Here is a 25,271-nt window from a genome sequence, read left to right as displayed (position 1 = left end):
CGCCCGCCCCGGTCCTCCCGGGGCGGGCTTTCCCGTAAACCGCTGTCGTACGGGCCACGACGCGGCGATCATGGTCGGCGGACCGACCCGCGACCGTGAGGAATCCATGCCGCTGCCCGTACCCGCAGACCCGACCGTGCTCCACCCGATGCCCGGCCAGCCGAGGGTGGTGCAGCTCAAGCCGCTGGTGACCTCGCCGCTGATCGAGGTGGGGGAGTACTCGTACTACGACGACCCGGACGACGCCACCGCGTTCGAGACCCGCAACGTGCTGTACCACTACGGTCCGGAGAAGCTGGTCATCGGCAAGTTCTGCGCGCTCGGCACGGGTGTGCGCTTCCTGATGAACGGCGCCAACCACCGCATGGACGGCCCGTCCACCTTCCCGTTCCCGACCCTGGGCGGCTCCTGGGCCGACCACTTCGACCTGCTCGCGGGGCTGCCGAACCGGGGCGACACGGTCGTCGGCAACGACGTCTGGTTCGGCCACGGGGCGACCGTGCTGCCCGGCGTGCGGATCGGGCACGGCGCGATCGTCGGCAGCGGCTCGGTGGTCACCAAGGACGTCCCGGACTACGGGATCGTCGGCGGCAACCCGGCCCGGCTGCTGCGCACCCGTTACGAGGAGAGGGACGTCGCCCGCCTCCTCGCGCTGGCCTGGTGGGACTGGCCCGCCGAGCACCTCACCGCCCACATCCGGACCCTCATGTCCGGCACGGTGGACGACCTCGAAGCCGCCGCCCCGGCCGGTCCGCCGCATCCGCTTCCGCCGCACGACTGAAACGAGTGATTCCGCATGTCACGCCGTGCCCATATCGCCATGATCGGCATCCCCGCCGTGAGCCATGTCCTGCCGAGCATCGAGGTGATCCGCGAACTGGTGGCCCGCGGTCACCGCGTCACCTACGCCAACGACCCCGTGATGGCCGAGCGCATCGAGGCCACCGGCGCCACCTTCGTGCCGTACGACTCCGTGCTCCCGGTCGGTGACAGCGCCTGGCCCGACGACCCGATCGCCGCCATGGGCCTCTTCCTGGACGACGCCGTCCAGGCCCTGCCGCAGCTGCGCGCCGTCTACGACGAGGACCCGGCCGACCTCTACCTGTACGACATCGGCGCGTACCCGGCCCGGGTGCTGGCCGAGTCCCGGAACCGCCGCCTGATGCAGCTCTACCCGACGTTCGTCGGCTGGCGGAGCTACGAGAAGGACGTGGCGGCCCACCTGTGGACGCTGCCGGGGGCCGACGCGTACCGGGCGAGGTTCACCGAGTGGCTGGCCGGGAACGGCGCGACCACGCTGGACATGGACGCCTTCACCGGCCGCCCCGACAACACCCTGGCCCTGATCCCCCGGGCGATGCAGCCGCACGCGGACGACGTGGACATGGACACCGTCACGTTCGTCGGTCCGTGCTTCGCCGGGCGCGGCGAGGAGCAGACCTGGACCCGGCCCGCCGGGGCGGACAAGGTGCTGCTGGTCTCGCTGGGCTCCGCGTACACCAACCGCCCGGAGTTCTACCGCAATTGCCTGGCGGCCTACGGCGACCTGCCCGGCTGGCACGTCGTGCTCCAGGTCGGCAAGCAGACGGACCTGGCGGAGCTCGGCACCGTACCCGGCAATGTCGAGGTGCACCGGTGGGTGCCGCAGCTGGCCATCCTCCAGCAGGCGGACGCCTTCATCACGCACGCCGGGATGGGCGGCAGCTCCGAGGGGCTGTACAGCGGGGTGCCGATGATCGCCGTTCCGCAGGGCGTCGACCAGTTCATGAACGCCGACAAGCTGGTCGAGCTGGGCGTCGCCCGCCGCATCGACACCGACGACGCCACCCCGGAGGCCCTGCGCGAAGCGCTCACCGCGCTCGTCAACGACCCTGAGGTCGCCCGGCGTTCGGCGCGGCTGCGCGAGGACGCCCGGGCGGAGGGCGGCACCCCGCGCGCCGCCGACCTGGTGGAGGAACTGCTCGGCTGAAACGGGGCCGGCCGGGACGGCGGGCGGGTTCTCCGCGCTCACCGCCCCGGCCGGGCACCACAGGTGAGGGCAGGTCAGCCCTTGCGGGTGTTGATCTCCTCGGTGAGCTGGGGGACGACGTCGAAGAGGTCGCCGACGACGCCGTAGTCCACGAGGTCGAAGATCGGGGCCTCGGAGTCCTTGTTGACCGCGACGATGGTCTTCGAGGTCTGCATGCCCGCCCGGTGCTGGATCGCGCCGGAGATGCCCGAGGCGATGTAGAGCTGCGGGGAGACGGACTTGCCGGTCTGGCCGACCTGGTTGGTGTGCGGGTACCAGCCCGCGTCCACCGCGGCACGCGACGCACCCACCGCGGCACCCAGCGAGTCGGCGAGGGCCTCGATGACCGCGAAGTTCTCCGCACCGTTGACGCCACGGCCACCGGAGACCACGATCGCCGCCTCCGTCAGTTCCGGGCGCCCGGTCGACTCACGCGGGGTACGCGACAGCACCTTCGTGCCGGTCGCGGCGGCGGAGAACTCCACCGCCAGCTCCTCCACCGCACCCGCACCGGCGGCCGCCTCGACCGGGGCGGAGTTCGGCTTCACCGTGATGACCGGGGTGCCGTGCGTGATCCGGGACTTCGTGGTGAACGAGGCGGCGAACACCGACTGCGTCGCCACGACACCCTCGGCGCCGGCCTCGACGTCGACCGCGTCGGTGATGATGCCCGACCCGACCCGTACCGCGAGACGCGCCGCGATCTCCTTGCCCTCCGCCGACGAGGACACCAGCACCGCCGCCGGGGACACCGCCTGGTGGGCGGCCTGCAGGGCGTCCACCTTCGGCACGACGAGGTAGTCGCCGTACGCGGCGGCCTCCGAGACCAGGACCTTGACCGCGCCGTGCTCGGCGAGGACATCCGCCGTCGCGGACGCACCGGCGCCGACGGCAACGGCGACCGGGTCACCGATCCGCCGCGCGAGCGTCAACAACTCCAGCGTCGGCTTGCGGACCGCACCATCCACGTGATCGACAAAGACGAGAACTTCAGCCATCAGACCCACTCCTGCACATCAGCGAAAACGAACGACGACATCCCGAAGCGGGATCAGATGAACTTCTGGCCGGCCAGGAACTCGGCCAGCTGCTTGCCGCCCTCGCCCTCGTCCTTCACGATCGTCCCCGCGGTACGGGCCGGACGCTCGGTCGCGGAGTCGACCGCGGTCCACGCACCCGCCAGACCCACCTCGTCCGCGTCGATCCCTAGATCGTCCAGGTCCAGGGACTTCACCGGCTTCTTCTTCGCCGCCATGATCCCCTTGAACGACGGATAACGCGCCTCACCGGACTGGTCGGTCACCGACACCACCGCCGGAAGCGACGCCTCCAGCTCCTCCGACGCACTGTCCCCGTCACGACGGCCCCGCACCACACCACCCACGACCGACACCTGCGACAACAACGTCACCTGCGGCACACCCAGCCGCTCCGCGAGCAGCGCCGGAACCACACCCATCGTCCCGTCCGTCGACGCCATCCCCGAGATCACCAGGTCGTACCCGGTCTCCTCCAGAGCCTTCGCCAACACCAACGACGTCCCCAGCGCGTCCGTACCGTGCAGATCGTCGTCCTCGACGTGAACCGCCTTGTCCGCACCCATCGACAACGCCTTGCGCAACGCGTCCTTGGCATCCTCCGGACCCACCGTCAACACGGTGACCTCCGCATCATCAGCCGCCCCCGCGATCTGCAACGCCTGCTCGACCGCGTACTCGTCCAGCTCCGACAGCAGACCGTCGACATCCTCACGGTCCAACGTCAGGTCATCGGCGAAATGCCGGTCACCGGTCGCGTCGGGCACGTACTTCACAGTGACAACGATCCTCAAGCTCACGCCGGCTCTCCCTGTACCTGGTGGTCTTCTGCGGGAATCCTATGGCACTCAGTACCCTTCGTAAAGGTACCCAGTGCCGGACAGCTGCTTTCGGTGTTACGTTTCCGGCATGACCGAAGACCGCCGGCCGGCCAAGAAGCCCCCCATGCGTGACGTGCTCGCCGAGGCGGCCTTCGCGCTCTTCCTGGAGCGCGGGTTCGAGCGGACCACGGTGGACGACATCGTCGCCCGGGCCGGGGTGGGGCGGCGCTCCTTCTTCCGCTACTTCCCCTCCAAGGAGGACGCGGTCTTCCCCGACCACGAGGGGTGCCTCGCGGACATGACCGCCTTCCTGGCGGACGCCGACGGCACGGACCCGGTCGCCACGGTGTGCGACGGGGCCCGGCTGGTGCTGCGGATGTACGCGGAGAAGCCCGAGTTCTCCGTACAGCGCTACCGGCTCACCCGCGAGGTGCCCGGGCTTCGCACGTACGAGCTCTCCGTGGTGCGCCGTTACGAGCGGACCCTCGCCGGCTACCTGGAGCGGCGCTGGGACGGGGATCCGGACGCCGGGCCCGACGCCGCCCTGCGCGCCGAGGTGATCGCCGCCTCGGTCGTCGCCGCGCACAACAACGGGCTGCGGTCCTGGCTGCGTTCGGGCGGCAAGGGTGACGCGGGGGCCGAGGTGGACCGGGCCCTGGAGTTGGTACGCGCGGTGTGGGGCGGGGCGGACGCGCGGCCCGTCGCACCCGCGCCGGAGCCTTCGCCGGCCCCCGTGCCCGCTCCCGTGACCTCCTCCGTGGGCGATGACGAGGTGATCGTCATGGTCGCGCGCAAGGGCGCCCCGATGTGGCGCGTGGTGCAGCACATCGAGTCCGCGCTCGGCAGCGCCTGACGGGCCCCGCGGGAGCCGTATCGCCGCTTCGCGGCACTCAGTGCCTTTACTCCTGGAACTAAGTGCCATACGGTGCCGGTGTGCTGTCGCCGAAGCTGCGGCGCACCGAGTCGAGCGCGGGAGGCGGAACGTGTTCAGTACCGGAACCGACGTGATGGGGCGGCCGGCCCGCGAGGCGGCGGACGCACACAGCCAGGAAGGTCTCGTCTATCAGGTGTGCCGCTGGTGCCACACCGCCTCCTTCCGCAAACTCCTGTGCCCCGTCTGCGCGTCGAGCGATCTCGAATCCGAGCACGGCGACGGCCACGGGGTGGTCATCCGCTCCAACGTCGTCAACCGCTACTCGCGCGTGATGCGCAACGAGTCCCTGGTCCGCTTCCCCGAAGGCTTCGTCTACCGCTGCCGGATCGTGGGCGCGGCCCCGCACATGGTGAACGTCGGCGACCGGGTGCGACCGCTCGGCGGCCGCACCTCCGTGGCCGGCGAGGTCGTGCTCGAAGTCTGCGACCCGCCCGGGTCGGTCGGCTGGTACTGACGCGCCCGGAAGTCATCCGATGAACTTTGCGCCCGCCCTTCTCCCGGAAGGGCGGCGCCGCTACCATCGGGACGCGAAATGGGAGCGCTCCCACATCCGTTCACGCCCTTAACCGCCGTTGTCGGCGGCCCTGTTCGGAGGAGACGTTTCCGTGCGCAGAAGCGCAAGACCCTTCGCTGCCCTGGTGGCGGCACTCACCCTCACCGCCGGGCTCTTCGCCGCCGGTGCGCCGGCGGCGGCGCGAGACCATGGCACCTCCGCGTCCGCCCAGGCATCCGATGTGTCCCTCGCGGCGGACACGTACGACTGGAAGAACGTCCGCATCGACGGCGGCGGCTTCGTCCCCGGGATCGTCTTCAACCGGACCGAGAAGAACCTCGCCTACGCGCGTACGGACATCGGCGGCGCCTACCGCTGGGACCAGTCGGGCAAGCGGTGGACCCCGTTGCTGGACTGGGTGGACTGGGACCACTGGGGCTGGACCGGGGTGGTGAGCCTCGCCTCGGACTCCGTCGACCCGGACAAGGTGTACGCCGCCGTGGGCACGTACACCAACGACTGGGACCCCACCAACGGCGCGGTGCTGCGCTCGTCGGACCGGGGCGCGACCTGGAAGGCGAGCACGCTGCCCTTCAAGCTCGGCGGCAACATGCCGGGCCGGGGCATGGGTGAACGCCTCGCGGTCGACCCGAACAAGAACTCCGTGCTGTACCTCGGCGCGCCCAGCGGCAACGGCCTCTGGCGGTCCACCGACTCGGGCGCCACCTGGTCCGAGGTGACGGCCTTCCCCAACCCGGGCAACTACTCCCAGGACCCGACCGACACCAGCGGCTACGGCAACGACAACCAGGGCATCGTCTGGGTGACGTTCGACGAGCGCAGCGGCAGCGCGGGCAGCGCGACCCAGGACATCTACGTCGGGGTCGCCGACAAGGACAACACCGTCTACCGCTCCACGGACGGCGGGACCACCTGGTCGCGGATCGCCGGGCAGCCGACCGGATACCTGGCGCACAAGGGCGTACTCGACTCGGACAACGGCTACCTGTATCTGACCCTCAGCGACACCGGCGGCCCGTACGACGGCGGCAAGGGGCAGATCTGGCGGTACACCACCGCGACCGGTGAGTGGAAGGACGTCAGCCCGGTCGCCGAGGCCGACACCTTCTACGGCTTCAGCGGGCTCACCGTGGACCGGCAGCATCCCGGCACGGTGATGGCGACCGCCTACAGCTCCTGGTGGCCCGACACCCAGATCTTCCGCTCGACGGACAGCGGCGCGACCTGGACCCAGGCGTGGGACTACACCAGCTACCCCAACCGCTCCAACCGCTTCACCCAGGACGTCTCCTCGGTGCCGTGGCTGACCTGGGGCGCCAACCCGACGCCGCCGGAGACCACGCCCAAGCTGGGCTGGATGACGGAGGCGCTGGAGATCGACCCGTTCGACTCCAACCGCATGATGTACGGCACCGGCGCGACGATCTACGGCACCGAGAACCTCACCAACTGGGACTCCGGCAGCAAGTTCAAGATCACCCCGATGGTGAAGGGCCTGGAGGAGACCGCCGTCAACGACCTGGCCAGCCCGCCGTCCGGGGCGCCGCTGCTCAGCGCGCTCGGTGACATCGGGGGCTTCCGGCACACCGACCTCGACGCCGTGCCGGACATGATGTTCACCTCGCCCAACCTCACCTCGACCACGAGCATCGACTTCGCCGAGAGCAGCCCGAACACGGTGGTCCGGGTCGGCAGTGCCGACGCCGCCCCGCACATCGGCTTCTCGACGGACAACGGCTCCAACTGGTTCCAGGGCTCCGAGCCGTCCGGGGTGACCGGCGGCGGTACGGTCGCGGCGGCGGCCGACGCGAGCGGCTTCGTCTGGAGCCCCGAGGGCGCCGGGGTGTATCACACGACCGGGTACGGGAGTTCGTGGGCGGCGTCCACGGGGATACCGCAGGGCGCGACGGTCGAGTCGGACCGGAAGAACCCCAAGAAGTTCTACGGGTTCAAGGCCGGCACCTTCTACGTCTCCACGGACGGCGGCGCGTCCTTCACGGCCAAGGCGTCGAGCGGCCTGCCCACCGAGGGCAACGTCCGCTTCAAGGCGGTCCCCGGCACCGAGGGCGACATCTGGCTCGCGGGCGGCGCCACGACGGGCGCGTACGGCCTGTGGCACTCGACCGACTCGGGGGCGACCTTCACCAAGCTGAGCGGCGTCGGCGAGGCGGACTCCGTCGGCTTCGGCAAGGCGGCGGCAGGCGCCTCGTACCAGACGCTCTTCGTCTCGGCGAAGATCGGCGGGGTGCGCGGCATCTTCCGGTCCACCGACGCGGGCGCCGGCTGGACCCGCATCAACGACGACGCCCACCAGTGGGGCTGGACCGGCGCCGCGATCACGGGCGACCCGCGCGTCTTCGGCCGGGTGTACGTGTCCACCAACGGGCGCGGGATCATGTACGGCGACTCCTCGGACAGCGACGGGGGCGGTACGGACCCGGGCACGGATCCCGGTACGGATCCTGGTACCGATCCGGGCACGGACCCCGGTGACGCGGCCTGTTCGGTGACGTACAAGGTCACCAACCAGTGGTCCGGCGGTTTCCAGGCCGACGTGACCCTCACCAACACGGGCGGCACGGAGCTGGACGGCTGGAAGCTCGCCTGGACCTTCCCGGACGGGCAGAAGGTCGGCCAGATGTGGAACGCGACGGCCGGTCAGGACGGGGCGAAGGTGACGGCCACCCACGTCTCCTGGAACGGCCGGGTGGCGCCGGGCGCGTCCGCGGGCTTCGGCTTCACGGGCACGCTGACCGGCGGCAACACGGCACCGGACGCCTTCTCGCTCGGCGAGGAGGTCTGCGCCACCGGCTGACGCGGGGCGCGGGGCCCCGCGCCGGGGGGCGGGCCGGGCGGCCCCGGCCCGCCCCCCGACACGGTCTTACTGGCCCTGTACAGGTTCGTCGGCCATACTGCCCGCCGTGGAGCAGCGCATAGACCCGAAGACCCAGCCCGCGTACGCCGCAGGGACCGACCCGGCGTACATCCCCGGTCTCACGGCCCCCCGACCCGCCGAAGCGGCGGACGAGGAGCCGGAGAACCCCGAGGAGCCCGCCCCGGAGGACGCCGTCGCGGACGCCGTCGCCGAGCCGCCGGCCGACGAGGTGCCGGTGGCGCAGGAGGAGGACGAGGAGGACGAGCAGGACGAGAACGACGAAGAGGCGGCCGAGGGGCCCTCGTTCGAGGTGAGCGACCGGCGCGGCTCGATCTCGGCCGGGCCCGAGGGCGTCCGGTTCACGCTGGACGACCAGCAGGCGGACTTCGGCTGGGACGAGATCGGCGCGGTCGAGCTGAAGCCGGCCCGCTTCGGCCGCCGGTTCACCGTCACCGTCCACCTGTCGTCGCAGCGTTGGTTCAACGGCGAGGTCGAGGCGCCGTCCCGCGGCAGCCTCAAGGAGTGGACCGAGGGCTTCGACGCGGTCCTGGACACGCATTTCGAGGAGTCCTGAGGGGGACCCCGCGCCTCAAACGCCGGCGGGGCTGGATTTCAGCCCCGCCGGCGTTCGAGGACCGGGGGTTCGGGGGCAACGCCCCCGATCAGGCGTCCGCCAGGACCACCGAGCGGGTCAGGTGGCGGGGGGCGTCCGGGTCGAGGCCGCGCGCGGTGGCGCGGGCCACGGCCAGGCGCTGGACGCGGACCAGGTCGGCCAGCGGGTCCAGGTCGCTCTCCACCCAGCGGGCGCCGGTCTCCAGGAGCTGTTCGCGCAGGCCCTCGGGCGCGGCGCCGAACATCCAGGTGGCGGTGGTGTCGGTGGCGATGGAGATCGGGCCGTGGCGGTACTCCATCGCGGCGTACGACTCGGTCCAGGAGAGCGACGCCTCCTTCATCTTGAGCGCCGCCTCGTTGGCGAGGCCGGCCGTCCAGCCGCTCCCGAGGAACGTGAACTGCGTGCAGTCCACCAGGCCCTCCGGCAGCGGCTCGGCGAGCGCCCGCTCCGCGTCCCGGACCACGGCGTCGGTGTGCAGGCCGAGGTGCGCGCGCAGCAGCGTGAGCAGCGTGGTGGCGAACCGGGTCTGGACGACGGACTGTTCGTCCGCGAAGTCCAGGACGACGACCGCGTCGGCGGCCGTCATCACCGGGGTCTCGGGGTCGGCGGTGATGGCCACCGTGGGCGTGGTGCCGCTCAGCCGGCCGAGGAGTTCGAGGACCTCGGTCGTGGTGCCGGAGCGGGTGAGCGCGACGACCCGGTCGTAGCGGCGGCGGGTGGGGAACTCGGACGCGGCGAAGGCATCGGTCTCGCCCTGCCCGGACTCCTCACGGAGCGAGGCGTATGCCTGAGCCATGTAGAACGAGGTGCCGCAGCCGACGACGGCGACGCGCTCGCCCGGCGCGGGCAGCGCGGCGGCGTGACTCGGTGCCAGCTCCGCTGCGCGGCGCCAGCACTCCGGCTGACTGGCGATCTCGATCTCGACAAATGACACTTTTGCACTCCGTACTGGTGATGGGATGCTCGTTTACGCACGTTACCCGCGATGAGCGAGCATTATCAAGCATTCTGCATGCACAGGGCTTGACTCGCCGGAGCCTTGTGCGACGCTTGCGCCTGTCCGGTGATCGCGCCCAAGGGGATGGGCGCCCGCAGCCCGGACCTGTGAGGAGAACCGTCTTGTCCAGGGATGCCCGGTGGAACGCACTGCTGGAACTCGTAGGTAAGCACGGCCGGGTGGACGTCGAGGACGCCGCGAAGACGCTGGATGTCTCGGCCGCGACCATCCGGCGGGACCTGGACCAGCTCGCCGAGCAGCAACTGCTCACCCGCACCAGGGGCGGCGCGATCGCCCACGGCGTCAGCTACGAGCTGGCACTCCGGTATAAAACGGGGCGCAACGCCCCGGAGAAGCAGGCCATCGGCCGTGCCGTCGCCGAACTCGTCGCGGTCGGCGAGGTCGTCGGCCTCACCGGCGGCACCACCATCACCGAGGTCGCTCGCTCGCTCGCCGTCCGCGCGGACCTGGTGGGCGACGCCGCCGGCGGTGCCGCGGGGCAGCCGACGCTGACGGTGGTGACCAACGCCCTCAACATCGCCAACGAGCTGGTGATCCGGCCGCAGATCAAGATGGTCGTCACCGGCGGGGTCGCCAGGCCCCAGTCGTACGAGCTGACCGGCCCGCTGGCCAGTGGGGTGCTCGGCGAGATAACGCTCGACGTGGCCGTGCTCGGCGTCAGCGCCATCGACACCGTACGCGGCGCGTACGTGCACCACGAGGGCGAGGCCAGCATCAACCGGCTGCTCGCCCAGCAGGCGCAGCGCGTGGTGGTCGCCGCCGACTCCTCGAAGATCGGCAAGCGGGCCTTCGCCCGGGTCTGCGACCTCTCGCTGGTCGACTTCCTGGTCACCGACCGGGGGATCGCCCCCGAGGCGTCCGCCCGCTTCACCGAGGCCGGTGTCACGGTCATCGCCGTCTGACCCCTCGCCGTACCCACAGCGGGCCGCCGCGCGCACAGTGCGCGGCGGCCCGCTTTTTCGCGCGCAGCCAAACCGGTTCAGAGCGCCGGACCGTGCGTGAAGTGTGCACGTTCAAGCACAACCACGCACCCGGTGGCTGGTTTTGACGGAGGGACAGTGCATTCCGGTCCGATTTTGCAAGTGTCAAGCGCCGCTTATGTGGCGTTTGCCGGATTCGTGACGCCTCGTTGTGTCATATGAGGCGACTTTTGCCTGCCCATAGATGTTCGTTACCTCTGTGAAATGAACAACTCTTGCCATATGGCCGCACAGTCGTGAACTATGTGCCTGTCGCCGCGAAGAGGCAGCGGCCGCGCTTCCCCGAAGTGCGTGCCGCCCTTCACGTATGCGGGACGTTCTCTCGCTCCATCAGCCCTGGAGGTGCCTGTGACGATGGCAAACACGCCGGTCACAGCTGCGCGGCCGCCCGTGCCGCAGCCCCGCGAACCGGAAGACGCGGAACGCCCCGCAGGGAGGAAGGGCAAGAAGAACCGAATACGGCAGCCGCTCCGGCAGCGACTCAAGCGGGACAAGGCGCTTCTGCTCTTCTGTCTCCCCGGAGTGCTGTACTTCGCCCTCTTCTTCTATCTGCCGCTCGCGGGCAACGTCATCGCCTTCCAGGACTACCAGCCGTTCCTGGGCTTCAAGGAGAGTCCGTTCGTCGGGATGGCGAACTTCACCGCGCTGCTGGCCGAGCCCGACTTCTGGAGCGCGGTGTCCAACACCCTCCAGATCACGGCGATCCAGCTCCTCCTGTACTTCCCGGCGCCGATCGCCCTGGCCCTGCTGCTCAACTCGCTCATCAGCGAGAAGATCAAGCGGTTCATCCAGACCGTCGTCTACCTGCCGCACTTCCTGTCCTGGGTCGTCGTCGTCGCGATGTTCAAGCAGGTGCTCGGCGGCGCCGGATCGGTCACCACGCTCCTCATGGAGCACGGGGTCAGCATCGGCAACGTGATGACCGACCCCGGCACCTTCAAGTTCCTCATCACCGCGCAGGCCATCTGGAAGGACTGCGGCTGGGGCACGATCATCTTCCTGGCGTCCATCGCCTCGATCGACATGGGCCAGTACGAGTCCGCCGCCATGGACGGCGCCGGCTGGATGCGCCGGATCTGGCACATCACGCTGCCCGGCATCCGGCCGGTCATCCTGATGCTGCTCATCCTGCGGCTCGGCGACATCCTCTCCGTCGGCTTCGAGCAGATCCTGCTCCAGCGCGACGCCGTCGGCCCGGACGCCGCCGAGGTCATGGACACCTACGTCTACTTCCACGGCGTCGTGGACGGCGACTGGGGCATGAGCACCGCCGCCGGACTGATGAAGGGCGTCATCGGATTCGCCCTCATCCTCGCCGCCAACAAGCTGGCCCACCGCTTCGGCGAGCAGGGAGTGTACCGATGAGTGAGTCCGTCGCGACCCGGCTGCGCGCCGCCCGGTCCGGGGCCCGCCCCCGCCCCCGCCCCCGCAAGTCCAACGGCCGCCCGCCGTGGATGGAGCGCCCGCACTGGTACGGGCAGGGCGCCAAGGGCCTCGCCCTCATCGTGCTGACCGTGATCGTGCTCTACCCGTTCGTCCTGGCCATCGGCACCAGCCTCGCGGGCCGCGAGGAGCTGAACGCCAACGGCGGCTACGTGCTGATCCCGCACCACCCGACGCTGGAGGCGTACCGCGTCATCCTGTCCGGGGGCATCGTCACCCGGGCCGCGCTGGTGTCCATCTTCATCACACTGATCGGCACCGCGCTCAGCCTGGCGTGCACGGTGATGATCGCGTACGGCACCTCGCGGCCGGGCACGGTCCTCGCCAAGCCGATCCTGCTGCTCGTGCTCGGCACGTTCCTGTTCGCGCCCGGCATCATCCCGACGTACCTCGCCGTCCAGCAGTTCCACATGCTGGATACGTACGCCTCACTGATCCTCCCGGTCCTGCTGAACGCCTTCAACATCGTCGTGGTGCGCTCGTTCTTCCAGAGCATTCCGGAGGAGCTGTACGACGCGGCGCGCATCGACGGCGCCGGTGAGGTCACGGTCCTCTTCCGGATCGTCCTCCCGCTGTCGAAGGCGGTCCTCGCCGTGGTCGGCCTCTTCTACGCCGTCGGCTACTGGAACAGCTTCTTCAACGCGGTGCTGTACCTCAACGACTCCGGCAAGTTCCCCATCCAGGTGATCCTGCGGAGCTACGTCCTCAACGGGCAGAGCATCAACGCCTCCGCGATGGGCGTCCACTCGATCCCGCCCGCGACCTCGCTCCAGATGGCCGTACTGATCATCGCGATCGTGCCCATCTTCTGCGTCTACCCCTTCCTGCAGAAGTTCTTCGTCAAGGGCGTCCTCACCGGGGCGATCAAGGGCTGACCCGCCCGCCCCGCACCACCGCCCCGTACGCCACTCACTTCAAGGAGCCCCATGTCCACCCACCTGTCCCGACGCGGTTTCATGGGCGCCGCGGGAATCGCCGGCCTCACCGTCGCGGGTCTGACGACCCTGAGCGCCTGCGGCAGCGGCGCCACGGTCAGCAAGGGCGGCGCCAAGGCGTCGGCCAAGCTGAGGCTTCCGACGTACGTGGCGGCCCAGACCGCCCCCGCCGACCTCGCGGGCAACGCGGCGGGCCTCGACGCGACCTACCTGCGCTACCCCAAGAAGCTCACCAAGTCCGTCGCGAAGACCCCCGGTGACGGCAGCCGCATCACCGCCCTCACCGAGACGTTCACCACCCCCGCCCCGCCGCAGGCCAAGAACGGCTACTGGCAGGAGCTGAACAAGCGGCTCGGTGCGCAGTTCGACATGACGATCGTCGTGGACCAGGGCGTGGACGCGTACCTCCAGAAGTTCAACGCGATGATGGCCGGCGGCGACATACCCGACCTGGTGTGGTTCCCGCCGAACCAGGGCATCCAGCGCGTGCCCGAGCTCCTGGACGCCAAGTTCCACGACCTCACCCCGTACCTCTCGGGCGACGCGGTCAAGGCGTATCCGAACCTGGCCAACCTGCCGACCACCGCCTGGAAGACCGCCGTCGTCAACGGCAAGATCCGCGGCGTCACCGTCGCCTACGGCTCCATGGGCCAGGTCTACGTCGTCAACCAGGACTTCTGGAAGCCGGTCGGCGGCGCCGAGTTCACCAGCGCCGAGGACTTCCTCGCCAAGGGCAAGGAACTGCTGGACGTCAAGCGCAACAAGTACGTCCTGGAACCGGCGTACGTGAACCACATCGCCCAGTTCGCCCAGTGGTTCGGCGCCCCCAGCGCCTGGCGTCTGGAGGGCGGCAAGCTGACGCACCAGTACGAGACGGAGGAGTACCAGGAGGCCCTGGCCTTCGCGGTCAAGTGCGCCCAGGCCAAGCTCTTCTGGCCGGACCCCAACCTCAGCACCACCATGGAGAAGATGGCCCAGGGCTCCCTCGGCGCCTACGTGCAGTCCTTCCCCAGCTTCCTGGTCGACGCCAAGACGTACGACTTCCCGTTCGGCGTCATCGTGCCGTTCGCGGCCAAGGAAGGCGCCACGCCGCACTACAACATGGGCTACGGCTCCGTCGGCTACACCGCCATCAACAAGAAGGCCGACGACAAGCGCGTCAAGATGCTGCTGCGCGTCCTGGACTACCTGGCCGCCCCCTTCGGTACCGAGGAGCGCCTCTTCCTCGACAACGGCATCGAGGGCAAGCACTGGCAGCGCACCTCCGGCGGAGACGTCAAGCTCACCGCCAAGGGCAACTCCGAGGCCGTCACCACCGCGATGCCGCTGGCCTTCCTCGCCGCCGGCCCCGAGTACATCTACCTGCCGGGCCGGGGCGAACTCGCCGGCAAGATCCACGGCTGGCAGGAGGATCTGCTCAAGATCGCCCAGACCAACCCGACGAGCGGCCACTTCTCGGACACGTCCACCAGCAAGAGCCCGTCGCTCACCACCGCCATGAGCGACGTCCAGCTGGACATCGTCGCCGGCCGCAAGCCGATCTCCGCGTTCAAGGACGAGCTGCGCAAGTGGCGCTCCGGCGGCGGCGACAAGATGCGCGCCGAGTTCGAGGCATCGCTCGCCGGTAAGTAGTCTCCGCCCGCACGACCCGCACCAACCGAAGGGACCTCCGTGTCAGACCTGCGAATCGGCGTCATCGGGCTCGGCCTGCGCCGGTCCATCGCGATGTCGGCCCACCACCCCGGCAAGGGCTCGGCGATCACCGCCGTCTGCGACCTCGACCCGGAGGTGCGCAGCCGCGAGGCCGAGCGCTTCGGCGCCGAGATCGCGGTCGAGGACTACAAGCTGCTCCTCGGCCGGGACGACCTGGACGCGATCATCGTCGCGACCCCGGACGACACCCACGAGGTCATCGCCATCGACGCCCTGCGGGCCGGCAAGGCGGTCTTCGTGGAGAAGCCGCTCGGCATCACCGTCGAGAGCTGCGACAACATCCTGCGCGCCGCGTACGAGACCGGCACCCGGCTCTACGTCGGCCACAACATGCGCCACATGGGCGTCGTCCGGCTGATGCGCGACATCATCGCGCGCGGCGACATCGGCGAGCCCAAGACCGTCTGGGTGCGCCACTTCGTGGGCTACGGCGGCGACTACTACTTCAAGGACTGGCACGCCGACCGCACCCGCACCACCGGCCTGCTCCTCCAGAAGGCCGCCCACGACATCGACGTGCTGCACTGGCTGGCCGGCGGCTACACCCAGCGCGTCAACGCCCTCGGCGACCTGCTCGTCTACGGCGACCTGCCGCGCCGCGAGCCGGACACCCCGCGCCCCGAGAACTGGCTGCGCGAGTTCGACTGGCCGCCGACCGCTCGCAAGGACCTGCACCACATCGTGGACGTCGAGGACGTCTCGGTGATGAACATGCAACTGGACAACGGCGTCGTGGCCGCCTACCAGCAGTGCCACTTCACCCCCGACTACTGGCGCAACTACACGGTCATCGGCACCGAGGGCCGACTGGAGAACTTCGGCGACGGCCCCGGTGACGAGGTCAAGGTCTGGAACACCGGCCCCAGCGGCTACCGCGCCGAAGCCGACATCACCTACCGGGTGCCCGAGGCCAAGGGCTCCCACGGCGGCGGCGACAGCCGGATCATGCAGGAGTTCGTCCGGTTCGCCCGCGAAGGGGGACTCACCGACACCTCCCCGGTCGCCGCCCGGATGAGCGTCGCCGCCGGTGTCCTCGCGACCCGCTCCCTGCGCGAGGGCGGCGCACCCCACGAGGTGCCGCCGCTCGACCCGGAGCTGGTCGCGTACTTCGAGCGCGGCCAGGTCCGTTCCTGAGGATCTGACCGGGAAAAACCGGACGGGCCACGGCCCGGTTCCGGCGGGTTTCACCGCACCACATGCACGACGGGCCTGCCCGGCACCCCTGCCGGGCGGGCCCGCCGTGCACGCACGAGCAACGATCCCCACTCTCCATCAGAGGCAGGTACACGCGTGACCCTGCGCCACTTGTTCCACACGCTCGCCACCACAGCGGCGGCGGCCGCCCTCGCCCTGGTTGGCACGGCCGCGCCCGCGCACGCCGCGGACGACATCGGGACCACTCCGGGCACCTATACGCGCTACTCCTTCGCCGGGGAGCCGAAGCTGACCGAGGTCACCTGGTCCACCACCGTCCTGCACGACCCCGGGTACCGGGCCAACGTGTTCTGGAGCCACCAGTTCGGCTTCGACAAGGGCAACGGCGCCTACGTCGGGATGCAGTCCAACGGCGGCTCGAAGCGCACGCTCCTCTTCTCCGTCTGGGACGTCTCCGAGGCGAAGCCCGGCTCCGCCGGAAGCTGGTGCCAGGGCTTCGGCGGTGAGGGCGAGGGCATGAGCTGCCGGCTGCACCTCGACTGGACCGCCGGCCACCGCTACACCTTCCGGATCGCGGCGGAGGGCGACGGCTGGTTCGGCGCCACCGTCACGGACACCGCCACGAGTACCGCGTACAGGCTCGGCAGCATCAAGACTCCGGCCACGGTCATCTCGCCGACCGGGATGGTCGACTGGACCGAGTACTTCGAGTGGAACGACTCCCGAGCCACCTGCTACGACCAGCCGTTCAGCGACGCCCGCTTCGGCGTACCGACCGGTAACGGCGGTAAGGTCACCGGCGCCGTCGCGTCCACGACGAACAACGGCAACGCCTGCGCGCCGATGACCCGCACGGACACCGCGAAGCGTGCCACCGTCCAGAACCTGGGCGTCGGCAACTCGGTGCGGGGCGCGGTGGAAGGGCCCGGCGGCCGGTGCCTCACGTCCGAGGACGGGGTGAAGGACGGCGCGGTCGCGGGCCTGCGCGCCTGCAAGAACGCCAAGAACCAGTCCTGGGTCCGGGCCGCCGACGGCTCGCTGCGGCTGCCGTCGGACTACTGCCTGAGCACCGAGGGCGCGCTCGTAGGGGTGAAGGACTGCGCCGGTACGGGCGCGGGCGGGGCGGTCACCGACGCCGCACGGCAGTGGACGTACGACGACTCGGCATACACCCTCGTCAACAAGGCGTCCGGCCAGTGCCTGTCCGCCTACGGCAAGGGCAAGGAACTCAGGCTCCAGGACTGCGAGGCGGGCTCCGCCGACCAGCGGTGGAGCGTGCCCGCCACCTCCTAGGCGCTCCTTGGGTCCCGGGTCCCCGGCGCACCGCGCCATGTGGTGCGCCGGGGACCTTTCGGCGTCTGTTTTCGGCCATGCTCAATGGGTAATCGGCCCCTTCCGGTTTGACGGTGCCGTATCCCGTAATAGTGACGAAGCCGGTCCGAAGTGGTCTCGTACGGTCACCGCCCCGCCGTCCGCGCGGCCGCGCAAGGTCTATTTCAAGCCAATCACGTGCCCATCTGGCCGGGTTCGAACGCGCGACCGGAAACCGGTCGGCATAATCGCGTCCATGTCGATCACGGGTGGGGATGTCGTTGACCTTGGCAGGGGCCTGTACGCCTGGCTCCCGCCGAAGCGTGGCTGGGGGCTGGCCAACTGCGGCCTGCTCGTCTCGCCCCGTGGCGCGCTGTGGATCGACACGCCGTACGACCCGGTGCTCGCCGGCCAGTTCCTCGCCGAGTCCACCAAGCGGCTGCCCGACGGCGTCACCATCGACCGGGTGATCGTCACGCACGCCAACGGCGACCACTTCTGGGGCGCGGGCGTGCTCCCGGACGCCGAGATCATCGTGACCCGCGAGGCCCGGGAGCACATCCACTACGAGCCCTCGCCGCAGCAGCAGCACGCGCTCGTCACCGGCGGCGACCCGGCCACCCCGCTCGGGTCCTACCTCGGCCGCCACTTCGGCCCGTTCGACTGGTCGCAGACCGAACCCGTCCGGCCGACCACCTACTTCACGGGCGAGCTCGAACTGAGCCTCGGCGACTACCCGGTGCAGATCACCTCGCTCGCACCCGCGCACACCACCGGCGACCTGATGGTCCACCTGCCCGCCCAGTCCACCGTGTTCAGCGGCGACATCATCTTCTCGTCGTCCGACGCGCAGCCCGGCGACCACCCGATCCACTGGGAGGGCCCGCTCAGCAACATCATCGGCGCCTGCGAACAGGTGCTGGCCACCGGTGCCGAAACGATCGTCCCCGGCCACGGACCCGTCCTCGACCGGAACGGCGTCCGCGAGCACATCACGTACCTCGCGTACATCCAGGAGCGCGCCCACACCCTGCACGCCGCGGGCGTCCCCTCCATCGACGCGGCCCGCCGGGTCATCGCCGAGGGCCGCTACCCCGGACTCGGCCTGCCCGAGCGGCTGGTGGTCACCATCGGCAGCGAATACCGGCAGCTCGACGGCTCGGAGCGGCGCAGCGTCGTCCAGGTCATGACCGACGTCGCCACGGTCGCACACGAGGTGGAGCAGGTCAGTGAGCCGGCAGGCAGCGCGGGCTGACCGCGCGGTCCCGCCCCGCGCGCACCGGCGGACCGACCCGACGAGAGAAACGCGGTAACGGCATGGCATGGATCGTCACACTGATCGCCGTCGCCGCCGCGGTGGCGGGCTTCACACGCGCCTACCGGACCGGCCTCCTGGAACAGCAGGCCGTCACCCGCGCCGAACTCGCCGAACGCCAGGCCAAGGCCGCCGAGGCCCGCACCGCCGCCCTCCTGGACGAGATCCGGCAGCTCGCGCGCAGACGGATACCCTCCGCCGCCCTCGCCCTCTCCCACCCCAGCGCCACCGTCCCCGGACTGCGCGAGGCGGCCGAGGTCGACGGCGGCGCCGCCCTCCTGCTCACCGAGGCCGTCCAGGCCGCGCGGACCGCCGTCCTCGAAGAGCGCGGACGCGTCGACGCGGCGGCCCGCGCCGCGATGCGCGGCACCTCCGCCAAGATCCAGTCGCTCCTGAACCAGTCCCAGCAGCTACTGCACGAGCTCCAGCACGAGTACGACGACCCGCGCATCCTCCAGCTCGACTTCCGCAACGAACTCGCGCTGCGCCGCACCCAGTCCACCGCCGTCCTGTGCGACGCCTGGCCCGGCCTCGCCCGCCAGAACTCGCCGCTGGTCGAGATCGTCCTCGGCGCCCAGTCCCGCGTCGCCGGCTACGAGCGGATCAAGGTCTCCAACCACCTGCGCGACGAACGCCTCGCGCTCGCCGCCCGCGCCGCCGAACCCCTCGCCATCGCCCTGGCCGAGCTCCTCGCCAACGCCACCGCGTACTCCCACCCCGACACCGACGTCCAGGTCACCGTCCAGCAGAGCGGCGGCCGGGGGGCGTTCCTCGTCGTGGACGACGCCGGCATCGGCATGGACGAGGACGCCCTCGAACGGGCCCGCGCCCTGCTCGCCGGACCCGCCGAGGTCCTGCTCACCGAGCTCGGCGACCCGCCGCAGACCGGCTTCGCGGTCGTCGGCCGGCTCGTCGTGCAGTACGGCTTCGAGTGCCACATCGAGGCGTCCCCGTTCGGCGGCATGCGGACGATCCTGCGCGTCCCGGCCCACCTGCTCACCGTGCTGGACGAGGACCGGAACCTCTCCGCCCTCGCCCCCGCCCCCGTGCCGGCCGCCGCCCCCGCCCAGCCCGCCCCGGCCGGAACGGACACCCCCGCACCGGACGCCGCCGAGCCCACCGGACTGCCCAGCCGGCGCCGGCGGGCGCCGCGCCGCACACCCGCCGCGACCAGCGCCGCCCGGGCCGCCGAGCCGGACGCCGCCCAGCCGGTCCGTACTCCGGAGGTGGCAGGGGCTTCCTGGGCGGCCCTCCAGCAGGGCACCCTCAACGGCAGGAGCGTCACCGGGCGGCCCCCCGCACCGGACACCGGCGCCCCCGACCACCAGGACGACCAAGGAGACGACGAGAAGTGAGCGCCCCCAGTCCCAACTCAGGCGACCTCGCATGGGTGCTGACCCCGCTGCTTGAGCTGCCCGGAGTCCAGCACGCCGTGGTCGCCACCGGCGACGGCCTGGTCGAAGGCGCGTCCCCCGGCCTCGACCGGGCGTCCGGCGAACGGGTCGCCGCGATGACGGCCACGCTGCACGCCGCCGCCCGCGCCTTCACGACCGCCTTCACCGACACCGAGGCCCCGCAACTGGCCCAGACCGTGGTGGAGTCGGACCTGGGCTTCGCCATCGTCGTCCCGGCCGGCCGCAACACCACCCTCGCCCTGTTCGCCGAACCCGGCGCCAAACTCGGCGACATCGCCTACCAGATGCAGGTCCAGGTCACCGCGCTCACCCGGGCGATGCACGCACCCGCCCGCCAATCGGACACCGCCGCCCGGCCATGACCCCCGGCCCAGCACGCCGTCTGATCCCCGCCTATCTGGTCACCGGCGGCCGGTCCCGCCCCGCCGGCCCCGCCCTCGACCGGCTCGCCGTCCTCGTACGCACCGACGCGCCCGTGCCCGACGACGCCGGAACCCAGGCCCGCAGACTCTGCGACCTGCTGGAACCGGGTGCCCTCACCGTCGTCGAGTGCGCGGCCCACCTGGACCTGCCGGTCAGCGCCACCGTCTTCCTGGCCACGGACCTCGCGGCCACCGGACTACTGCTCACCCGACCGCCGATACCCAGTGCCGGGCAGATCGACAGGTCGCTTGTCGAGAGGCTGCTCGATGGACTCCGCTCCCTCCCCTGACCGGACCGGCGTCGGCTATCTGCCGGCCGCCGCCCGGACCCTGATGAAACTCGTCGTCACGGGTCCCTTCGGCGTGGGCAAGACCACCCTGATCCGCACCCTCTCGGAGATCGCCACGCTCCACACCGAGGAGGCGATGACCCAGTCCAGCACCCGCGTCGACTCCACCGCCGGGCTCCCCGACAAGACCACCACCACGGTCGCCATCGACTTCGGCCGCCTCACCGTCCCCGACGACCTCGTGCTCTACATGTTCGGCACCCCCGGCCAGGAGCGGTTCCTGCCGCTGTGGGAGGACATCGCGCGCGGCGCCCTCGGCGCGCTCGTCCTCGTGGACACCCGGCGGCTCGCCGACTCCTTCGCGGTGATGGACATGGTCGAGGAGCAGGGACTGCCGTACGCCGTCGCGGTGAACCGTTTCCCCGACGCCCCCGCACACAGCGACGAGGTCCTGCGCAAGCACCTCGACCTGGACGACACCACCCCGCTCGTCCAGTGCGACGCGCGTGAGCGGCGCGGCAGCGTCGACGCCCTGATCGCACTCGCCGAACACGTGCTGACCCGCATGCCGCAGCCCGAGGACGCCTCATGACCACGTACGCACCGCCGCCGCAGCCCCTCGCGCTGTTCGGCCCGGCCTTCGCGGCCGACCCGCAGGGCCACTACCGCGCTCTGCGCGAGCACGGCCCGCTCGCACCGGTGCGGATCGCCCCCGACGTCGAGGCGCTGCTCGTCACGGACTACCAGGCCGCCATCGACCTGCTCCGCGACACCCACACCTTCAGCAAGGACCCCCGCGCCTGGCAGGCGACCATGCCGCCGGACTCGCCCGTGCTGCCCGTGCTCGGCCACCGCCCCACCGCCCTGTTCAGCGACGGCGCGGTGCACGCCCGCTACCGCGAAGCCATCAACGACAGCCTCGCGCTGATCGAACCGCACGTCCTGCGCGCCGAGGTCGCCCGCGTCGCCCGGCAGCTCATCGGCCGGTTCGCCGCCACCGGCAGCGGCGACCTCATCGCCCAGTACGCCCGCCGCCTCCCCATGCACATCTTCGTCACCTGGTTCGGCGCCGACCCCAAGGACGGGGAACGCATCGTGGACGGGGTCGCCGGGATGATGAACTCGGCCGCCGACGCCGCCGCCGCGTACGCCGACCTGGTGGACGTCGTCACCCGTCTCGTCGCCGACCGGCGCGCCCGGCCGCGCCGCGACCTGACCTCGTACTTCCTCGCCCACCCGGCGGGGCTCGACAACGACGAGACGGTACGTCAGATCACCCTGGTGATGAGCGCGGGCAACGACCCGATGACCAACCTGATCGGCAATGCCACGCTCCGCATGCTCACCGACGAACGCTACGCGGGCTCCCTGCACGGCGGCGCGATGACCGCCCACGAGGCGATCAACGAGGTGCTGTGGCGCGACCCGCCGATCGCCAACCTGGCGGCCCACTACCCGCGCCACGACACCGAGTTCCACGGCGTCCGGCTGCGCGCCGGACAGCTCGTCCTGGTCTCCTTCGCCGCCGCCAACTCCCAGTCCCCGCCGCCCGTCACCGACGACGGATTCCGGTCCGGGGCCAGCGCGCACCTCGCCTGGTCGGCCGGGCCCCACCGCTGCCCCGCCAAGCAGCCGGCCCTGCTCATCGCGATGACCGCCATCGAACAGCTCACCAGCCTCCTGTGCGACGCGCGGCTCGCCGTGGCACCGGACGAACTGCTGTGGCGCCCCGGCCCGTTCCACCGCGCGCTGGCCCACCTCCCGATCCGCTTCACCCCGCTGGACACCACCGCCGCGCCGAGCGGCGCCCTCACGGTCGCGGAGCCCTCGGACGTGATTCCGGCGGCGGCAATCGGTCTGTGAGCCGTGTCGCTCGTAGGCCGAACGGGTGAGGGAGGGGACAATCGCCCGATGAACAGTGAGCGCGACCGGCACGACGCCGACCGATGTGCCGACGGGGTGGTCCGGTGAGCAGGTACGACAGGTACGACGTCACGGACGAGCAGTGGGAGGGGCTGGCCCAGGTCGTACCGCTGCGCAGCCGCAACGAGTGGCCCTCCCGGGTGGACCACCGCACCGTCCAGGACGAGCCGGAGCCCGCCGAGCAGCGCCGCATGGTGGTGCTGCGGGTCCAGGTGTTCGCCGACGCCCGCGAGGTCGCGGAATACCTGGTCGCCCAGGTGCCGGTGCTGCTCGACCTGACCAGCGCGGAGGCCGACGTGGCCAAGCGCATCCTGGACTTCGCCAGCGGTGTCGTCTTCGGGCTCGGCAGCGGCATGCACCGGGTGGACCGCAACGTCTTCCTGCTGTCGCCCGCCGGCATGGAGGTCGAGGGCGTCACGGCGGCCGGGGTGCCGGGGGCGTAGGCGGGCGGTGACCGGACTCGACGTACGGACCCTCCAGCGGCGGCTGGCCGCGTTCGCGGACGCGCGCGACTGGGGGCAGTACCACACCCCGAAGAACCTGGCCTCGGCGCTGAGCGTGGAGGCCGCCGAACTCCTGGAAATCTTCCAGTGGCTGACGCCCGAGCAGTCGGCGCGGGTCATGGAGGACCCGGAGCGGGCGCCCCGCGTGGCGGACGAGGTCGCGGACGTGCTCGCGTATCTCCTCCAGTTCTGCGAGGCGCTGGGGATCGATGTCCTCTCGGCACTCGCGGCCAAGATCGAACGGAATGAGACGCGCTTTCCGGTCCCGGGATCAACGGGCGACCAAGATCGTCACTCTTCGGAGTGATCGACTTGTTCACATTCGATTGAGTGTCCACAGATTTCCGAAATCCTCTGGCGTTTCGGTGCGACCGACCTCACTGTGGGTAATGAACGTGGTGAGCGGGTTTTTCGCAGCGACGAGCGGGATTTCGCGTCGAACGGGGGCAGTCGATGGAAGCGGAACGGCTGGTAGCGGTCATCAGGCAGGCGCTGGCGCAGAGCCGGGGCACACCGGACATCATCGCCGAGGCGTGGCAGGCGCAGGCCCTGGCCCAGGCGGTCGGGAGCCGACTGGCAGCGGCCGGTCCCAAGGAACTGCGGGCCGAGGCGGGCGCCCTCAGCGAGACCGGGGGCAGGAGCAGCGGCGCGCTCGACCACCCGGCGGCCCGCGCCGGGGTGGCCCGCGCGGCGCGGCTGACCGAGGTCGCCGATCCCCGCGCCGCCCTGACGGGCCTTGCCACGCTGCTCGGGGAGGTCGGCATGGCCCTGGTCGGGGTGGCGTGCGAGACCGATGAACAGAGCCTGTACTGGCAGTGCATGGAGGCGATCGACGCCGCCGACGAGTCGACGGACCGGGTCCATTCCATGCTCCGTCTCCTCGACGAGCGGGAGCGCGAGCAGCGGGAGGAGCTGGAGCGGGGCCGGGAGCGCGACGGCCCGCACGGGATACTGCGCGAATCGGTGGGCCCGGTGACCGGTATTCAGTGAGCGGAACGCACTCCGATCCGCCCTCGGACACGCCTCCGGTACGCCCTCCTAGGCCGCGACTCCGTGCGGACGGTGCCCCGGAGCCGGGTGGGCGACGTACACGGGTGCAGGATGGAGGCATGGATCTTCGCATCTTCACCGAGCCCCAGCAGGGGGCGAGCTACGACACCCTCCTCACCGTCGCCAAGGCCACCGAGGACCTCGGCTTCGACGCCTTCTACCGGTCCGACCACTATCTGCGCATGGGACAGGGCGACGGCCTGCCCGGCCCGACGGACGCCTGGATCACGCTGGCCGGACTGGCCCGCGAGACCAAGCGCATCCGCCTGGGCACGCTGATGACGGCGGGCACCTTCCGGCTCCCCGGCGTCCTCGCCATCCAGGTCGCGCAGGTCGACCAGATGTCGGGCGGCCGCGTCGAACTGGGCCTGGGAGCCGGCTGGTTCGAGGAGGAGCACAAGGCGTACGGCATCCCGTTCCCGAAGGAGAAGTTCGGCCGCCTGGAGGAGCAGCTCGCGATCGTCACGGGCCTGTGGGCGACCGAGGCCGGCAAGACGTTCAGCTATGACGGCACGTACTACCAGCTGACGGACTCGCCCGCGCTGCCCAAGCCGGCGCAGGCCAAGGTGCCGGTGCTCATCGGCGGGCACGGCGCGAAGCGCACCCCGCGCCTCGCCGCCCAGTACGCGGACGAGTTCAACATCCCGTTCGCCTCGCTGGAGGACAGCGAGAAGCAGTTCGGCCGGGTCCGGGAGGCTGCCGAGGCGGCGGGCCGCACCCCCGACGACCTGGTGTACTCCAACGCGCTGGTCGTCTGCGTCGGCCGGGACGACGCGGAGGTCGCGCGCCGGGCCGCCGTCATCGGCCGGGACGTGGCCGAGCTGAAGGCCAACGGGCTCGCGGGGTCGCCCGCCGAGGTGGTCGACAAGATCGGGCGGTACGCGGCGATCGGGGCGTCGCGGATCTACCTCCAGGTCCTCGACCTGGACGACCTGGACCACCTGGACCTGATCTCGTCCCAGGTCCAGTCCCAGCTGGGCTGAGAGGGGGCTCGTG

At 70.8% G+C, this 25,271-nt stretch carries 25 protein-coding genes; 22 read left to right on the top strand and 3 right to left on the bottom strand.

The window, feature by feature from the left end:
- The first annotated feature begins 112 nt into the window (after positions 1-112).
- Complete coding sequence (locus OG867_RS05580; RefSeq protein WP_328904494.1) at positions 113-781, top strand: CatB-related O-acetyltransferase; 669 nt, start codon at positions 113-115, stop codon at positions 779-781.
- Positions 782-796: 15 nt separating this feature from the next.
- On the top strand, positions 797-1,969 hold the full coding sequence (locus OG867_RS05575; RefSeq protein ID WP_328902898.1) for a macrolide family glycosyltransferase: 1,173 nt from the start codon (positions 797-799) through the stop codon (positions 1,967-1,969).
- A 74-nt stretch (positions 1,970-2,043) separates the two neighbouring features.
- Here the strand turns inward: OG867_RS05575 and OG867_RS05570 are convergent, their stop codons facing one another.
- Positions 2,044-3,006, bottom strand: a complete 963-nt coding sequence (locus OG867_RS05570) for an electron transfer flavoprotein subunit alpha/FixB family protein (protein ID WP_328902899.1) — start codon at positions 3,004-3,006, stop codon at positions 2,044-2,046.
- A 53-nt stretch (positions 3,007-3,059) separates the two neighbouring features.
- Complete coding sequence (locus tag OG867_RS05565; protein ID WP_328898951.1) at positions 3,060-3,845, bottom strand: electron transfer flavoprotein subunit beta/FixA family protein; 786 nt, start codon at positions 3,843-3,845, stop codon at positions 3,060-3,062.
- Between the two features lie 109 nt (positions 3,846-3,954).
- Here OG867_RS05565 and OG867_RS05560 point away from each other — a divergent pair, with 109 nt between their 5' ends.
- From OG867_RS05560 to OG867_RS05545, 4 genes are all read left to right on the top strand, one after another.
- Positions 3,955-4,719, top strand: coding sequence for a TetR family transcriptional regulator (locus OG867_RS05560; RefSeq protein WP_328902901.1), 765 nt, complete (start codon positions 3,955-3,957; stop codon positions 4,717-4,719).
- 130 nt (positions 4,720-4,849) lie between these two features.
- Positions 4,850-5,254, top strand: coding sequence for a hypothetical protein (locus OG867_RS05555; RefSeq protein ID WP_328902902.1), 405 nt, complete (start codon positions 4,850-4,852; stop codon positions 5,252-5,254).
- A 151-nt stretch (positions 5,255-5,405) separates the two neighbouring features.
- Entirely contained in the window at positions 5,406-8,129 is a 2,724-nt protein-coding gene (locus OG867_RS05550; RefSeq protein WP_406283269.1) for a cellulose binding domain-containing protein, read from the top strand.
- Between the two features lie 106 nt (positions 8,130-8,235).
- Positions 8,236-8,763 carry a hypothetical protein gene (locus OG867_RS05545; protein WP_328902903.1) on the top strand — a complete coding sequence of 176 codons (528 nt, stop codon included), beginning with the start codon at positions 8,236-8,238 and terminating at the stop codon, positions 8,761-8,763.
- Positions 8,764-8,851: 88 nt separating this feature from the next.
- Here the strand turns inward: OG867_RS05545 and OG867_RS05540 are convergent, their stop codons facing one another.
- On the bottom strand, positions 8,852-9,736 hold the full coding sequence (locus OG867_RS05540) for an SIS domain-containing protein (protein WP_406283267.1): 885 nt from the start codon (positions 9,734-9,736) through the stop codon (positions 8,852-8,854).
- Positions 9,737-9,921: 185 nt separating this feature from the next.
- Between OG867_RS05540 and OG867_RS05535 the strand changes: the two genes are divergently transcribed.
- The 16 genes from OG867_RS05535 to OG867_RS05460 all read left to right on the top strand — a co-directional run bounded on the left by OG867_RS05535 (position 9,922) and on the right by OG867_RS05460 (position 25,258).
- Positions 9,922-10,722 carry a DeoR/GlpR family DNA-binding transcription regulator gene (locus OG867_RS05535; RefSeq protein ID WP_328902905.1) on the top strand — a complete coding sequence of 267 codons (801 nt, stop codon included), beginning with the start codon at positions 9,922-9,924 and terminating at the stop codon, positions 10,720-10,722.
- A gap of 432 nt (positions 10,723-11,154) precedes the next feature.
- Positions 11,155-12,165, top strand: coding sequence for an ABC transporter permease (locus OG867_RS05530; protein ID WP_406283265.1), 1,011 nt, complete (start codon positions 11,155-11,157; stop codon positions 12,163-12,165).
- Positions 12,162-13,118, top strand: coding sequence for a carbohydrate ABC transporter permease (locus tag OG867_RS05525; RefSeq protein ID WP_406283263.1), 957 nt, complete (start codon positions 12,162-12,164; stop codon positions 13,116-13,118). Before OG867_RS05530 ends, OG867_RS05525 begins: the two co-directional genes overlap by 4 nt.
- Before the next feature lie 51 nt (positions 13,119-13,169).
- Positions 13,170-14,810 (top strand): hypothetical protein, encoded by a 1,641-nt coding sequence (locus OG867_RS05520; protein WP_406283261.1) that lies wholly within the window; start codon positions 13,170-13,172, stop codon positions 14,808-14,810.
- 39 nt (positions 14,811-14,849) lie between these two features.
- Positions 14,850-16,025, top strand: a complete 1,176-nt coding sequence (locus OG867_RS05515) for a Gfo/Idh/MocA family protein (RefSeq protein ID WP_406283259.1) — start codon at positions 14,850-14,852, stop codon at positions 16,023-16,025.
- 156 nt (positions 16,026-16,181) lie between these two features.
- Complete coding sequence (locus OG867_RS05510; protein ID WP_406283257.1) at positions 16,182-17,339, top strand: ricin-type beta-trefoil lectin domain protein; 1,158 nt, start codon at positions 16,182-16,184, stop codon at positions 17,337-17,339.
- Between the two features lie 274 nt (positions 17,340-17,613).
- A complete protein-coding gene (locus OG867_RS05505; RefSeq protein WP_406283255.1) occupies positions 17,614-18,612 on the top strand; it encodes an MBL fold metallo-hydrolase in 999 nt (332 codons plus the stop codon).
- A gap of 62 nt (positions 18,613-18,674) precedes the next feature.
- Positions 18,675-20,027, top strand: a complete 1,353-nt coding sequence (locus OG867_RS05500) for an ATP-binding protein (protein WP_406283253.1) — start codon at positions 18,675-18,677, stop codon at positions 20,025-20,027.
- Complete coding sequence (locus OG867_RS05495; RefSeq protein ID WP_406283251.1) at positions 20,024-20,449, top strand: roadblock/LC7 domain-containing protein; 426 nt, start codon at positions 20,024-20,026, stop codon at positions 20,447-20,449. The genes OG867_RS05500 and OG867_RS05495 overlap by 4 nt, the downstream gene beginning before the upstream one ends.
- On the top strand, positions 20,446-20,799 hold the full coding sequence (locus OG867_RS05490) for a DUF742 domain-containing protein (protein WP_018105822.1): 354 nt from the start codon (positions 20,446-20,448) through the stop codon (positions 20,797-20,799). Before OG867_RS05495 ends, OG867_RS05490 begins: the two co-directional genes overlap by 4 nt.
- Positions 20,777-21,391 carry an ATP/GTP-binding protein gene (locus OG867_RS05485; protein ID WP_328902913.1) on the top strand — a complete coding sequence of 205 codons (615 nt, stop codon included), beginning with the start codon at positions 20,777-20,779 and terminating at the stop codon, positions 21,389-21,391. Before OG867_RS05490 ends, OG867_RS05485 begins: the two co-directional genes overlap by 23 nt.
- The gene (locus OG867_RS05480) at positions 21,388-22,662 is read left to right on the top strand and encodes a cytochrome P450 (RefSeq protein ID WP_406283248.1); all 1,275 of its coding nucleotides are present in this window, start codon (positions 21,388-21,390) and stop codon (positions 22,660-22,662) included. Before OG867_RS05485 ends, OG867_RS05480 begins: the two co-directional genes overlap by 4 nt.
- A gap of 104 nt (positions 22,663-22,766) precedes the next feature.
- Complete coding sequence (locus OG867_RS05475) at positions 22,767-23,165, top strand: cell division protein SepF (RefSeq protein ID WP_073966243.1); 399 nt, start codon at positions 22,767-22,769, stop codon at positions 23,163-23,165.
- A 7-nt stretch (positions 23,166-23,172) separates the two neighbouring features.
- On the top strand, positions 23,173-23,532 hold the full coding sequence (locus OG867_RS05470) for a nucleotide pyrophosphohydrolase (protein ID WP_406283246.1): 360 nt from the start codon (positions 23,173-23,175) through the stop codon (positions 23,530-23,532).
- Positions 23,533-23,678: 146 nt separating this feature from the next.
- The gene (locus OG867_RS05465) at positions 23,679-24,215 is read left to right on the top strand and encodes a DUF6099 family protein (protein WP_328902917.1); all 537 of its coding nucleotides are present in this window, start codon (positions 23,679-23,681) and stop codon (positions 24,213-24,215) included.
- 119 nt (positions 24,216-24,334) lie between these two features.
- Positions 24,335-25,258: an LLM class F420-dependent oxidoreductase gene (locus OG867_RS05460; protein ID WP_328902918.1), complete on the top strand. Its 924-nt coding sequence runs from the start codon at positions 24,335-24,337 to the stop codon at positions 25,256-25,258.
- Positions 25,259-25,271 lie beyond the last annotated feature (13 nt).

The sequence above is a fragment of the Streptomyces sp. NBC_00209 genome, from assembly GCF_045206345.1.
GTDB lineage: Bacteria > Actinomycetota > Actinomycetes > Streptomycetales > Streptomycetaceae > Streptomyces.
This window is presented reverse-complemented; position numbering and strand designations above follow the sequence as displayed.

Coding starts and splice junctions, on each gene's coding strand:
- OG867_RS05575 (WP_328902898.1), top strand. CDS start 797: ATGTCACGCCGTGCCCATATCGCCATGATCGGCATCCCCGCCGTGAGC.
- OG867_RS05570 (WP_328902899.1), bottom strand. CDS start 3,006: ATGGCTGAAGTTCTCGTCTTTGTCGATCACGTGGATGGTGCGGTCCGC.
- OG867_RS05560 (WP_328902901.1), top strand. CDS start 3,955: ATGACCGAAGACCGCCGGCCGGCCAAGAAGCCCCCCATGCGTGACGTG.
- OG867_RS05530 (WP_406283265.1), top strand. CDS start 11,155: ATGGCAAACACGCCGGTCACAGCTGCGCGGCCGCCCGTGCCGCAGCCC.
- OG867_RS05525 (WP_406283263.1), top strand. CDS start 12,162: ATGAGTGAGTCCGTCGCGACCCGGCTGCGCGCCGCCCGGTCCGGGGCC.
- OG867_RS05520 (WP_406283261.1), top strand. CDS start 13,170: ATGTCCACCCACCTGTCCCGACGCGGTTTCATGGGCGCCGCGGGAATC.
- OG867_RS05505 (WP_406283255.1), top strand. CDS start 17,614: ATGTCGATCACGGGTGGGGATGTCGTTGACCTTGGCAGGGGCCTGTAC.
- OG867_RS05500 (WP_406283253.1), top strand. CDS start 18,675: ATGGCATGGATCGTCACACTGATCGCCGTCGCCGCCGCGGTGGCGGGC.
- OG867_RS05490 (WP_018105822.1), top strand. CDS start 20,446: ATGACCCCCGGCCCAGCACGCCGTCTGATCCCCGCCTATCTGGTCACC.
- OG867_RS05485 (WP_328902913.1), top strand. CDS start 20,777: ATGGACTCCGCTCCCTCCCCTGACCGGACCGGCGTCGGCTATCTGCCG.
- OG867_RS05480 (WP_406283248.1), top strand. CDS start 21,388: ATGACCACGTACGCACCGCCGCCGCAGCCCCTCGCGCTGTTCGGCCCG.
- OG867_RS05465 (WP_328902917.1), top strand. CDS start 23,679: ATGGAAGCGGAACGGCTGGTAGCGGTCATCAGGCAGGCGCTGGCGCAG.
- OG867_RS05460 (WP_328902918.1), top strand. CDS start 24,335: ATGGATCTTCGCATCTTCACCGAGCCCCAGCAGGGGGCGAGCTACGAC.